Origin of the sequence: Rubrivivax sp. JA1026, assembly GCF_011065555.1 — a bacterium.
Taxonomy (GTDB): Bacteria; Pseudomonadota; Gammaproteobacteria; order Burkholderiales; family Burkholderiaceae_C; genus Rubrivivax; species Rubrivivax benzoatilyticus.
On sequence record NZ_JAALCQ010000006.1, the window covers coordinates 129376 to 141767 of the forward strand.

Here is a 12392-nt window from a genome sequence, read left to right on the forward strand (position 1 = left end):
TCATCGCCGCGGCGGCCAACGAAACGGGGCCCCGAAGGGCCCCGTCGAATGCGGCGCTGGCGGCGCCGGGTCAGGCGTGCACGGGCCGGCGGCCCCGCACGGCGGGCCTCAGGCCAGCTTGCCGTGGCAGTTCTTGTACTTCTTGCCGCTGCCGCAGGGGCAGGGGTCGTTGCGGCCGACACGCGGCACCTCGGCCACGGCGGTCGCCGGGTCGGCCTCCTGCGAGACGCTGCCGTCCTCGTTGGGGTGGGTGTAGGTCACGTTGCTGACCTGGCTGGCCTGCTCCTCGATCGCCTCGGCGGCTTCGCTGGCCTGGTCGCGCGACTGGATGCGCACCGTCATCAGCACGCGCGTGACTTCCATCTTCACGACGTCGAGCAGCTGGCTGAAGAGCTCGAAGGCCTCGCGCTTGTACTCCTGCTTCGGGTTCTTCTGCGCGTAACCGCGCAGGTGGATGCCCTGGCGCAGGTAGTCCAGCGCGGCGAGGTGCTCGCGCCAGTGCGAGTCCATCGCCTGCAGCAGCACCATGCGCATGAACGGCGTGAACTGGTCGGCGCCGACGAGGTCGACCTTGGCCTGGAAGTGCGCGTCGGCGGCCGCGGCGACCTTCTCGACGATCTCCTCGTCGGTGATGCTCTCGCTGCCCTCGACGATGCTCTTGAGCGGCAGCTCGAGCTGCCACTCGTCGCGCAGCACGCGCTCCAGGGCCTCGAGGTCCCACTGCTCCTCCAGGCTCTCGGCGGGCACGTAGGTGCGCACGACGTCTTCCATCGTCGCGCGGCGCAGGTTGGCGATCTGCTGGTCCAGCGACGCCGACTCGAGGATCTCGTTGCGCTGCTGGTAGATGACCTTGCGCTGGTCGTTGGAGACGTCGTCGTACTCGAGCAGCTGCTTGCGGATGTCGAAGTTGCGCGCCTCGACCTTGCGCTGCGCGCTCTCGATCGAGCGGTTGACGATGCCGGCCTCGATGGCCTCGCCTTCGGGCATCTTCAGCCGGTCCATCACCGCGCGCACGCGGTCGCCGGCGAAGATGCGCATCAGCGGATCGTCCAGGCTCAGGTAGAAGCGGCTGGAACCCGGGTCGCCCTGGCGGCCCGAGCGGCCGCGCAGCTGGTTGTCGATGCGCCGGCTCTCGTGGCGCTCGGTGGCGACGATGCGCAGCCCGCCCAGCGCCTTGACCTGCTCGTGCAGGCCTTGCCACTCGTCGGTCAGCTGGCGGGCGCGCGCCTGCTTCTCCTCGTCGGACAGCGCCGGGTCGGCCTCGAGGAACTGGATCTGCTTCTCGACGTTGCCGCCGAGCACGATGTCGGTGCCGCGGCCGGCCATGTTGGTGGCGATGGTCACCATCTTCGGCCGGCCGGCCTGGGCGACGATCTCGGCTTCCTTGGCGTGCTGCTTGGCGTTGAGCACCTGGTGCGGCAGCCCGGCCTTGTTCAGCAGATCGGAGATCAGCTCCGAGTTCTCGATCGAGGTCGTGCCGACGAGCACCGGCTGGCCGCGTTCGTAGCAGTCGCGGATGTCGGCGATGACGGCGTCGTAGCGCTCCTTGGCCGTCTTGTAGATGAGGTCGTTCTCGTCCTTGCGGATCGTCGGCTTGTTCGGCGGGATGACCACCGTCTCGAGGCCGTAGATCTCCTGGAACTCGTAGGCCTCGGTGTCGGCCGTGCCCGTCATGCCGGCGAGCTTGCCGTACATGCGGAAGTAGTTCTGGAACGTGACCGAGGCCATCGTCTGGTTCTCGCTCTGGATCCGGACGCCTTCCTTGGCTTCCACGGCCTGGTGCAGGCCGTCGCTCCAGCGCCGGCCCGTCATCAGGCGGCCGGTGAACTCGTCGACGATGACGACCTCGCCGTTCTGCACGACGTAGTGCTGGTCGCGGTTGTAGAGCTGGTGGGCCCGCAGCGCCGCGTACACGTGGTGCATCAGCGCGATGTTGGCCGGGTCGTACAGGCTCGCGCCCGGCGCCAGCAGGCCGGCTTCGGAGAGGATCTGCTCGGCCTTCTCGTGGCCGGCCTCGGTCAGGAAGACCTGGTGCGCCTTCTCGTCGACGGTGAAGTCGCCGGGCTCGATGACACCTTCGCCGGTGCGCGGGTCGGCTTCGCCGATCTGCTTCTTGAGCTTGGGGATCACCGCGTTGACGCTGACGTACAGCTCGGTGTGGTCCTCGGCCTGGCCGCTGATGATCAGCGGCGTGCGCGCCTCGTCGATCAGGATCGAGTCGACCTCGTCGACGATGGCGTAGTTCAGGCCGCGCGCGACACGCTCGCGCACGTCGTAGACCATGTTGTCGCGCAGGTAGTCGAAGCCGAACTCGTTGTTCGTGCCGTAGGTGACGTCGGCGGCGAACGCGGCCTGCTTCTCCTCGCGCGACAGGCCCGGCACGTTGACGCCGACCGTGAGGCCGAGGAAACCGTAGAGCCGGCCCATCCACTCGGCATCGCGGCGCGCGAGGTAGTCGTTGACGGTGACGACGTGCACGCCCTTGCCGGGCAGCGCGTTCAGGTACACCGGCAGCGTCGCGACCAGCGTCTTGCCTTCGCCGGTGCGCATCTCGGCGATCTTGCCGTCGTGCAGCGCCATGCCGCCGATCAGCTGGACGTCGAAGTGGCGCATCTTCAGCACGCGCTTGCCGGCCTCGCGCACGACGGCGAAGGCCTCGGGCAGCAGGTCGTCGAGCGCGGTGCCCTGCGCCAGGCGCTGGCGGAACTCGTCGGTCTTGGCGCGCAGGGCGGCGTCGTCGAGCTTCTGCAGCTGAGACTCCAGCGCATTGATCTTCTCGACCGTGCGACGGTAGCCCTTCAGCAGGCGTTCGTTGCGGCTGCCGAAAATCTGGGTCAGGATCTTGGGAAACATGAAGTCCGCGCTCGAGGTGTGTGCGGTGCCCGCGCTGCGGGCCGGGCGGGCTCAGGCGAGCCGCGCATGGCGACCCCGGGCCGTGCGGCGGCGGGGTCGGGCGGTTCGCTCGGTGGCGCTCGGGCGTCGCGCTGGCGCACGGGCACGAAGCCGACGAGTTTAGCACCCGGACATTGCCGGCCAACGGCAGCCCCGCCGTCCCGCGGCCATCCGGCTAGACTGCCGTGATGGCCCCCCGCTCCCCTCTCGCCGGCACCCTCAGCTTCAGCGACGCGCTCGGCGGCCATGCGCCGCTGGCGGGCCTGTTGCAGCGGGTGCGCGAGTCGCGCGAACGCTACGACGCGATCGCGCCGCTGCTGGCCGGCGGCCTGCGCGGCGCGGTGCGACCCGGGCCGCTGGACGAGGAAGGCTGGACGCTGCTGGCCAACCACGGGGCGGCCGCAGCCAAGCTGCGCCAGCTGCTGCCGCGGCTGGACGCGCGTCTCCGCGGTGCCGGCTGGGCGCCGGTGGCGATCAAGGTGCGGGTGCTGCCGCCCGAGCCGGGCATTCGCCGCTGAGGCGGGGCTGACGGGAGTCTGGTGCCGGCTGTCAGAGTCGAACTGACGACCTTCCGCTTACAAGGCGGGTGCTCTACCAACTGAGCTAAGCCGGCGCGAGCTGGGGATTGTAGGAGCGCCTACTTGATCCGCTTCAGCGAGGGCCGGCCGCCCGAGCCGCCGGGCTCGGGAGAATCGTCCGGCGGAGGCGCGTGGTCGGCGGGCGCCGGCGGCTCGCCGGACTCGGACGCCAGACGCAGCCCGGAGCGCAGCGGCGTCGGCGCGCGCGCCGGCTCGGCCGCCGCCGCCGGCGAGGCCGCCTCGGCCGGCGCCGGGAAGGCCATGCCCTGCCCGTTCTCGCGCGCGTAGATCGCGACGACGTGATCGACCGGCACGACGATGTCGCGCGGCACGCCGCCAAAGCGGGCCTTGAACTCGATGAACTCGTTGCCGAGCTTGAGCCCGGACGTGGCCTCGAAGCCGACGTTGAGCACGATCTCGTGGTTCTTCACGTACTCCATCGGCACCTGCACGCTCGCGTCGACATAGACCGCGAGGTACGGCGTGAAGCCGTTGTCGGTGCACCAGTCGTGCAGCGCCCGCAGCAGGTACGGGCGCGTGGAGGAACCCTGGTTGTCGCTGGTCGCGCTCATCGCTCGAGGCCCTGTCGGCTTACTTGCGCATCACCTTTTCCGAGGGCGTCAGCGCCTCGATGTAGGCCGGGCGCGAGAAGATGCGCTCGGCGTACTTCAGCAGCGGCACGGCGTTCTTCGACAGGTCGATGCCGTAGTAGTCCAGGCGCCACAGCAGCGGCGCGATCGCGACGTCGAGCATCGAGAAGTCGTCGCCGAGCATGTACTTGTTCTTCAGGAAGATCGGCGCGAGCTGCGTCAGGCGGTCGCGGATCTGCGCACGCGCCTTCTCGAGCTGCTTGTCGGTCGCCTTGATGCCGCGGCCCTCGAGCAGGTTGACGTGGGCGAACAGTTCCTTCTCGAAGTTGAAGAGAAACAGGCGCACGCGCGCACGGGCCACCGGGTCGCCCGGCATCAGCTGCGGATGCGGGAAACGCTCGTCGATGTACTCGTTGATGATGTGCGACTCGTAGAGGATGAGATCGCGCTCGACGAGGATCGGCACCTCGTTGTACGGATTCATCATCGCGATGTCTTCGGGCTTGGCGAAGAGGTCGACGTCGCGGATCTCGAAATCCATGCCCTTCTCGAACAGCACGAAGCGGCAGCGGTGCGAGTAGGGGCAGGTCGTTCCGGAGTAAAGCACCATCATGGCGTGGGGCCCTCAATCGTCAGTGGGGGCCGTGGACGGGCCCCGCGTCAAAAGAAGCGAACGCAGTGGTCGCCCGAAGGCTGCCACTGCGCTCCATGGCCCGGCCCACCGCCGGGCGTGGTGGACGTCTACTTGACGTCCTTCCAGTACACCGCGTTCAGGCGCCAGGCGATCACGGTGAAGATGGCCAGGAAGATCAGCACGCCGATGCCCAGCTGGGTGCGGGTGGAACGCATCGGCTCGGCCATCCAGGTCATGAACGCGACGAGGTCGGCGACGGTGGCGTCGTACTCGGCCTTGGACATCGTGCCGGGGGTCTCGATCTCGAAACCCTTGAACACGTGCGTGACCTTGGTCGGGTCCTGCGGATCCTTGTGCTCCTCGAACACCGCGTGCTGCGTGCCCTGCATCTCCCACAGCGCGTGCGGCATGCCGACGGCGGGGAAGACGATGTTGTTCCAGCCGGTGGGACGGCTGTCGTCGCGGTAGAAGCCGCGCAGGTAGGTGTAGAGGTAGTCGGCGCCGCTGCCCTTGGAGCCGTCGGCACGCGAGCGCGCCACCAGCGTCAGGTCCGGCGGCGTGGCGCCGAACCATTCCTTGGCGTCGCGCGGATCGATCGACGCGGTCATCAGGTCACCGACCTTCACGCCGGTGAAGATCAGGTTCTCGCGGATCTGCTGCTCGGTCAGGCCGATCTCGAGCATGCGGTTGTAGCGCATGTACGAGGCGGAATGGCAGTTCAGGCAGTAGTTGGCGAAGGTCTGCGCGCCGCGCTGCAGCGCCGCCTGGTCGTTCAGGCGCTCGGTCGGGAACTTGTCCCAGGCCGGGCCGGCCGACGAGGCGTGGGCCGCGCCGACGAAGGCCAGGCTGGCGAGCAGGGAGAGAATCAGTTTCTTCATGGTGTCTAGGACTCCGCTCTCGTCGGCTCAGTGGGCGCGGAAGGTCACGCGCTCAGGCACCGGCTTGAACTCGCCGATGCGGCTCCACCAGGGCATCAGCAGGAAGAAGCCCATGTAGAACAGCGTGCCGACCATCGAGATGATCGTGCCGGCGGTCGACGGCGGCTGGATGCCGTAGTAGCCGAGCACCACGAAGTTGACGACGAACACGCCGTAGACCACCTTGTGCCAGGTCGGGCGGTAGCGGATCGACTTCACCGGGCTGCGGTCCAGCCAGGGCAGGAAGAAGAGGATCAGCACCGCGACGCCCATCACCACGACGCCCCAGAACTTGGCGTCGAAGACCTTCAGCAGCACCACCAGCGCAACGGCGCCGATCAGCGGAGCGAACTTCCACGGGCCCTTGAAGCCACCCTTCAGGAAGCCGAGCACACCGGCCGCGGCCACCAGGACCACCAGCACCGTGACCATGTCGTCGGTCACCGCGCGCAGCATCGAGTAGAACGGCGTGAAGTACCACACCGGCGCGATGTGCAGCGGCGTCTTCAGCGGGTCGGCCGGGATGAAGTTGTTGAACTCCAGGAAGTAGCCGCCGCCTTCGGGCGCGAAGAACAGCACGGCGCTGTAGATGATCAGGAAGATCGCCACGCCGAAGATGTCGTGCACCGTGTAGTACGGGTGGAACGGGATGCCGTCCAGCGGCACGCCCTTGGCGTCGGTCTTGGCCTTGATCTCGATGCCGTCGGGGTTGTTCGAGCCCACTTCGTGCAGCGCGATGATGTGCGCGACGACCAGGCCCAGCAGCACCAGCGGCACGGCGATGACGTGGAAGCTGAAGAAGCGGTTGAGCGTCGCGTCGCCGACGACGAAGTCACCGCGGATCAGCAGCGACAGGTCGTTGCCGACGAAGGGGATCGCGGCGAACAGGTTGATGATGACCTGGGCGCCCCAGTAGCTCATCTGGCCCCACGGCAGCAGGTAGCCCATGAAGGCTTCGGCCATCAGCGCGAGGAAGATCGCGCAGCCGAAGACCCACACCAGCTCCCGCGGCTTGCGGTAGCTGCCGTAGATCATCCCGCGGAACATGTGCAGGTACACGACGATGAAGAACGCCGAGGCGCCGGTGGAGTGCATGTAGCGCACCAGCCAGCCCCAGGGCACGTCGCGCATGATGTACTCGACCGACGCGAACGCGAGCGCGGCGTCGGGCTTGTAGTGCATCACGAGGAAGATGCCGGTGACGATCTGGATCACCAGGACCAGCATCGCCAGCGAGCCGAAGAAGTACCAGACGTTGAAGTTCTTCGGAGCGTAGTACTCCGACATGTGCTCCTTGAAGAGCTTGGTGGCCGGGAACCGGTTGTCCACCCATGTCATGAACTGCTCGGCCATCGGCGCACCCGGCCGCGCTTGCTTGAATTCAGCCATCGAATTGACCTCGGACTTCGTGGTTTGCGGCGTCAGGCCTTCTTGTCCTCACCGATCAGCAGAACGGTGTCGGACAGGTACATGTGCGGCGGAACCTCGAGGTTGTCCGGCGCGGGCTTGTTCTTGTAGACGCGGCCGGCCAGGTCGAAGGTCGAGCCGTGGCAGGGGCAGAGGAAGCCGCCCGGCCAGTCGGCGGGCACGCTGGCGTTGCCGCTGCCCTTGGCCACGCCGCCGGGCGAGCAGCCCAGGTGCGTGCAGATGCCGATGACGACCAGGAACTCGGGCTTGATCGAGCGCCCGGTGTTCTTCGCGTATTCGGGGATCGGGTAGGCGGTGCGCTCGGAGTTCGGGTCGGCGAGCTGGCCGTCGAGCGACTTCAGCTGCTCGATCTGTTCCGGCGTGCGACGCAGGATCCAGACCGGCTTGCCGCGCCATTCGACGGTCATGCGGTCACCGGGGGCCAGCTTGCTGATGTCGACTTCGACGGGAGCGCCAGCGGCGCGGGCCCGTTCGGAAGGCGCAAAAGTGCTGACGAACGGAACGGCGACCGCCGCGCCACCGACGGCACCAGCGCCGCAGGTGATGGCGATCCAGGTGCGTCGTCCTTGGTCGACGGCAGCGTCACTCATGGATGTCCTCGGGTGTTGCTCGGGAGGGGGGATTCGGGTCAACCCGTGATTCTAACCGACGCCGAAGGGACATCCGCCGCTCACCGGCGTGCTTGACGAGGCCAAGGCCCCGACCTACCGTGCCCGGGGCCCCGAAAGACCTTCGCGACCGAGGGCCGGACCACTTCAACGACAAGCAGGAGGGGGCTCGCATGAGCTTCGCATCGGAATTCAAGGAGTTCGCCACCAAGGGCAACGTCGTCGACCTCGCCGTTGGCGTGATCATCGGCGGCGCGTTCGGCAAGATCGTCGAGTCGCTGGTGGGCGACGTCATCATGCCGCTCGTGGGCAAGGTCTTCGGCGGGCTGGACTTCAGCAACTACTTCATCCCGCTGGCCGGACAGGCCGCCACGACGCTGGCCGAGGCCAAGAAGGGCGGCGCCGTGTTCGCCTACGGCAGCTTCATCACGGTGTCCGTCAACTTCGTGATCCTCGCCTTCATCATCTTCGTGATGGTCAAGCAGATCAACCGCATCAAGCGCAACGCACCGCCGCCGCCGCCCCCGGCCCCCGCGCCGACGCCCGAGGACGTGCTGCTGCTGCGCGAGATCCGCGACGCGCTCGCCCGCAAGGCGTAATCCGGGAGAGGGATGCGGCAGTTGCCGCATACTTGGGGACTCTCGTCGCGCGCATGAATCCCCACCCCGTCCACCGCCTGCCCGCCCCGCTCGAAGCCGCCGTCCAGCGCGTCAAGCTGGCGGCGCGGCAGGCCACCGAGCGCACCATCGAGAGCCTGGGGCTCGCCGCGCTCGCGTCGAACAACGCCTTCCAGCGCGACGGCCTGCTGGGCGCGCAGTTCGAGCTCAACCGCAAGTCCGCCGTCTTCGCGCTGGCGTTCAACGAGGAGTTCGACCGGCGCGTGCTGCGCGAGGTCGCGCCGCGCGCGAGCGAGGACTCGACGCAGAGCGCGAGCTGGGAGTCGCTGCGCCTCGTCGAGGACCGCGAGCTCGAGATCGAGGTCGCCGCGGAACGTTTCGGCCTGGAGACCGCGCACGCCTGCGAGTGGGAACTGCGTGAACTCGGCGCCTACGTCGGCGCGCTGCTCGAGGGCGCCCGCGGCGACCGCGAGCCGCGCAACCCGCTGCGCCCCGAGATCGTCGGCCACGCGATGTACCAGGCCATCGAGACCGTCTCCGAACGCCCCGAGGTGCGCGCCGCGCTGGCCAAGGAGATGGCGCGCTCGCTGGCGACGCTGCTGCGCACGGCCTATGCCGAGATCGTCTCCGACCTGCGCCGTGCCGGCATCCAGCCCGCGGGGCTGACGGTGCGCAACGCCGACTCGCGCAGCGGCGCGCCGAGCACCGGCTTCGGCGCCTCGGAGCGCGGCACCGTGTCCGAGCGCGCGGCCTTCTCCCCGGACGCCGACAGCCGCTGGAGCAGCCGCCGCGCCGGCGCCAGCCACTTCGCGCCGAGCACACGTTCCGGCGGCGCCGCGGCCAGCCGCGGCACGCCGCTGGGCGAGGTCGACCCGGCGATGATGGCGCTGATGCGCCGCATCGCCTACGCCGAGGCCGCGGCCATCGGCGAGCCCGCCGACGCCGGCGCCAGCGGCGCCGCACTGCCCAACCTGATCCACGTCCACCGCGAAGAGCTGCGCCAGGCCGCCGCCGGGTCGCTGGACCTGATGGTCATCGACGTCATCGGCAGCCTGTTCGACCAGATCCTGTCGGACCCGAAGGTGCCGCCGCAGGTCGCGCGCCAGATCGCGCGGCTGCAGCTGCCGGTGCTGCGTGCCGCGCTCGGCGACCCGAGCTTCTTCTCGTCGCGGCGCCATCCGGTGCGCCGCTTCGTCAACCGCATCGCCTCGCTGGGCGCGGGTTTCGACGACATCGGCGACGACGGCGCGCAGCGTGTGCTGGCGCGCATCCGCGGCCTCGTCGACGAGGTCGTCGACGGCGACTTCGACCAGCTCGAGGTCTACCAGAGCAAGCTCGCCGCGCTGGAGGCCTTCGTCGCCGAACAGGGCCGCGCCGAGGCCGGCGAGCAGGGTGCCGCCGATCTGCTCGCCGCCAAGGAAGACGAGCTGCGCCTGCGCCAGCTCTACGCCCAGCAGCTGCACGGCGAGCTGAAGGACCTGTCGGCGCCGCCGTTCCTGCGCGACTTCATCAGCCAGGTCTGGAGCCAGGTCGTCGTCGCCGCCAGCGCACGCGACGGCGCCGAGGCCGAGTCGGTGCGCCAGCTGCGCCAGGTCGGCCGCGAGCTCTTCATGAGCGTGCAGGCCAAGACCTCGTCGGCGCAGCGCAAGGCCTTCCTCGCCGAGCTGCCCAAGCTGATGAAGGAGCTGGGCGAAGGGCTGGACCTGATCGGCTGGCCCGAAGCCTCGCGGCGCGAGTTCTTCGGCCGCCTGCTGCCGGCGCATGCCGAGTCGCTGAAGGCCACGCCGCTGCGGCCGCTGGACTTCAACCTGCTCGCGCGCGAGGTCGAAGGCGCGCTGCAGCGCCCGCTGCCGACACCCGAGGAGCTGCGCGGCGCGCCGGCCAACCTGCCGGTGCTCGACGACGTCATCGCCGAGCCGCGCTTCAGCCCCGAGGAAGCCGCCTGCGTGGGCCTGGTCGACGAGAGCCAGGTCGACTGGGACGGGCAGATCGACATCGTCGTCGGCGAGGACGCGCCGGTCACCGCTGCCGACACCGCGATCGGCGGCCTGCCGCTGCCGTCGGAGCCGGTCGAGCCGACCGAGGGCCGCGCGCTGGCCGAGCACGTGCAGGTCGGCTTCGCCTACCGCATGCACATCGCCGACGCCTGGCAGAAGGTGCGCCTGGTGCACGTCAGCGCCGGGCGCACGTTCTTCGTCTTCCACCACGGCTCGCGCCACAAGGAGACGATCTCGCTGACCCACCGCATGCTGGTGCGGCTGTGCGAGACCGGCCGGCTGCGCGCCTTCGAGAACGCCTACCTGCTCGAACGCGCCACGGCGCGCGCGCGGCGCCAGCTCGCCGGCGTCGGCGGCGGCGCCTGAGTCAGCCGCCGCGCGCGGCCAGCGCCGCACGCGCCCAGCGGATCGCCGCCACGAGGCTGGCCGGGTCGGCCCGGCCCTGCCCCGCGATGTCGAACGCGGTGCCGTGGTCGGGGCTGGTGCGCACGAAGGGCAGGCCCAGCGTCACGTTGACGCCGTGCTCGACACCCAGGTACTTCACCGGGATCAGGCCGTGATCGTGGGTCATCGCGACGACCAGATCGAAGGCGCCGCGGCGCGCGCGCATGAACACCGTGTCCGGCGGGAACGGGCCCTGCGCGTCGATGCCTTCGGCGCGTGCGGCCTCGATGGCCGGGGCGATGATCTCGATCTCCTCGTGCCCGAACAGCCCACCCTCGCCGGCATGCGGGTTCAGCCCGGCCACCGCGATGCGCGGCGCGCGCTGCCCCCAGGCGGCGGCGGCCGCATGCGCGATGCGCAGCGTGCGCAGCACGGCGTCGTGGGTGACGAGCTCGATCGCCTGGCGCAGCGCGACGTGGATCGTCACCAGCACCACACGCAGCTCCTCGTTGGCCAGCATCATGCGCACCGGCGGCAGCGCGGCGCCGTCGGCGGCCAGGGCCTGCAGCATCTCGGTGTGGCCCGGAAACGGCACGCCGGCGGCCGCCAGCGCCTCCTTGTGGATCGGCGCGGTGACCAGGGCCGAAGCCTCGCCGGCACGCACCCGGCGCACCGCCTCCTCGATGCAGGCCGCCGCCGCCGCCCCGGCACGGGCGTCGACACGGCCCCAGGGCAGCGCCGCCAGGCCTTCGGGCAGCGCGGGCGGCACCAGCACCGGCAGGCATCCCGGCGGCACCTCCGCGAGATCGGCCGGCGAGTCGATCACCGCGACCATGCCGGCGCCGGCACGGCGCAGCACCGCCGGGTCGCCGACGACGACGCAGCCGTCGGCCTCGCCCCGGCGGAAGGCCGCGGCAACGATCTCCGGCCCGACGCCGGCGGCGTCGCCCATCGTGATCAACAGCGGCGTGTTCATACCGGGTTGTCGATCTCGATGAAGCGGTGCTCCAGGCCGAAGTGCGCCGCCACCGCGGCGGCGGCGGCCGGCGCGCCGTAGCGCTCGGTGGCGTGGTGGCCGCAGGCCAGGAAGGCGACGCCGGTCTCGTGCGCCAGGTGGGCCTGCTGCTCCGAGACCTCGCCGGTCAGGAAGGCGTCGGCGCCGGCGGCGATCGCGGCCTCGAAGTGGCCCTGGGCGCCACCGCTGCACCAGGCGATGCGCCGCAGCGGCCGGCCGTCGCCGGGCAGCAGCAGCGGCTCTCGCGAGAGCGCCTGCTCGACACGCGCCGCCAGCGCCGAGGCATCGGCGATGCCGGCGGCCGGGCCGATGAAGCCGATGTCCTGCTCGCCGAAACGGGCGTCGGCCGCGAGGCCCAGGCGCAGGCCGAGCTGGGCGTTGTTGCCGAGCTCGGCGTGGGCGTCCAGCGGCAGGTGGTAGGCGACGAGGCTCAGGTCGTGTTTCATCAGCCGGCGCACGCGCTCGCCCAGCCAGCCGGTCAGCCGCCCGTCCTGGCCGCGCCAGAACAGCCCGTGGTGCACGAACAGCAGGTCGGCGCCGGCGGCGATGCCGGCGTCGATGAACTCGCGGCTGGCGGTGACGCCCGAGACGATGCGCCGCACCTCGGCACGGCCCTCGACCTGCAGGCCGTTCGGCCCATAATCCCGGAACGCCTCGGGTTTCAGCAGCCCTTTGAGGAAGGCGTCGATCTCTTTCAGCTCGGCCACCGGCGCCGTCTCCTTCTCGTCCATG

At 69.9% G+C, this 12392-nt stretch carries 11 protein-coding genes and 1 tRNA gene; 3 read left to right on the forward strand and 9 right to left on the reverse strand.

Annotated features, from left to right (window positions below; genetic code table 11):
* Window positions 1-108 precede the first annotated feature (108 nt).
* The gene (gene secA / locus G5B56_RS11900; protein WP_009856622.1) at window positions 109-2853 is read right to left on the reverse strand and encodes a preprotein translocase subunit SecA; all 2745 of its coding nucleotides are present in this window, start codon (window positions 2851-2853) and stop codon (window positions 109-111) included.
* Between the two features lie 227 nt (window positions 2854-3080).
* Between secA and G5B56_RS11905 the strand changes: the two genes are divergently transcribed.
* Window positions 3081-3410 carry a hypothetical protein gene (locus G5B56_RS11905; protein WP_009856621.1) on the forward strand — a complete coding sequence of 110 codons (330 nt, stop codon included), beginning with the start codon at window positions 3081-3083 and terminating at the stop codon, window positions 3408-3410.
* 19 nt (window positions 3411-3429) lie between these two features.
* Here the strand turns inward: G5B56_RS11905 and G5B56_RS11910 are convergent.
* The 6 genes from G5B56_RS11910 to petA form a co-directional block, all read right to left on the reverse strand.
* A tRNA-Thr gene (locus G5B56_RS11910) sits at window positions 3430-3505 on the reverse strand.
* Window positions 3506-3529: 24 nt separating this feature from the next.
* A complete protein-coding gene (locus G5B56_RS11915) occupies window positions 3530-4042 on the reverse strand; it encodes a ClpXP protease specificity-enhancing factor (protein WP_164963336.1) in 513 nt (170 codons plus the stop codon).
* A gap of 19 nt (window positions 4043-4061) precedes the next feature.
* Window positions 4062-4673 carry a glutathione S-transferase N-terminal domain-containing protein gene (locus tag G5B56_RS11920; protein WP_009856619.1) on the reverse strand — a complete coding sequence of 204 codons (612 nt, stop codon included), beginning with the start codon at window positions 4671-4673 and terminating at the stop codon, window positions 4062-4064.
* A 128-nt stretch (window positions 4674-4801) separates the two neighbouring features.
* Window positions 4802-5572, reverse strand: a complete 771-nt coding sequence (locus G5B56_RS11925; RefSeq protein WP_009856618.1) for a cytochrome c1 — start codon at window positions 5570-5572, stop codon at window positions 4802-4804.
* A gap of 27 nt (window positions 5573-5599) precedes the next feature.
* Window positions 5600-7000: a cytochrome bc complex cytochrome b subunit gene (locus tag G5B56_RS11930; protein ID WP_164963337.1), complete on the reverse strand. Its 1401-nt coding sequence runs from the start codon at window positions 6998-7000 to the stop codon at window positions 5600-5602.
* A gap of 32 nt (window positions 7001-7032) precedes the next feature.
* Complete coding sequence (gene petA, locus G5B56_RS11935; protein ID WP_009856616.1) at window positions 7033-7629, reverse strand: ubiquinol-cytochrome c reductase iron-sulfur subunit; 597 nt, start codon at window positions 7627-7629, stop codon at window positions 7033-7035.
* Between the two features lie 191 nt (window positions 7630-7820).
* Between petA and mscL the strand changes: the two genes are divergently transcribed.
* Both mscL and G5B56_RS11945 read left to right on the forward strand, forming a co-directional pair.
* Window positions 7821-8246: a large conductance mechanosensitive channel protein MscL gene (gene mscL / locus G5B56_RS11940; RefSeq protein WP_009856615.1), complete on the forward strand. Its 426-nt coding sequence runs from the start codon at window positions 7821-7823 to the stop codon at window positions 8244-8246.
* 53 nt (window positions 8247-8299) lie between these two features.
* Entirely contained in the window at window positions 8300-10627 is a 2328-nt protein-coding gene (locus G5B56_RS11945) for a DUF1631 family protein (protein WP_164963338.1), read from the forward strand.
* 1 nt (window position 10628) lies between these two features.
* Here the strand turns inward: G5B56_RS11945 and pdxA are convergent, their stop codons facing one another.
* Together pdxA and G5B56_RS11955 are read right to left on the reverse strand one after the other, a co-directional pair.
* Window positions 10629-11621, reverse strand: coding sequence for a 4-hydroxythreonine-4-phosphate dehydrogenase PdxA (pdxA, locus tag G5B56_RS11950; protein ID WP_164963339.1), 993 nt, complete (start codon window positions 11619-11621; stop codon window positions 10629-10631).
* Window positions 11618-12391 (reverse strand): Nif3-like dinuclear metal center hexameric protein, encoded by a 774-nt coding sequence (locus tag G5B56_RS11955; RefSeq protein WP_164963340.1) that lies wholly within the window; start codon window positions 12389-12391, stop codon window positions 11618-11620. Before G5B56_RS11955 ends, pdxA begins: the two co-directional genes overlap by 4 nt.
* Window position 12392: the final 1 nt, after the last annotated feature.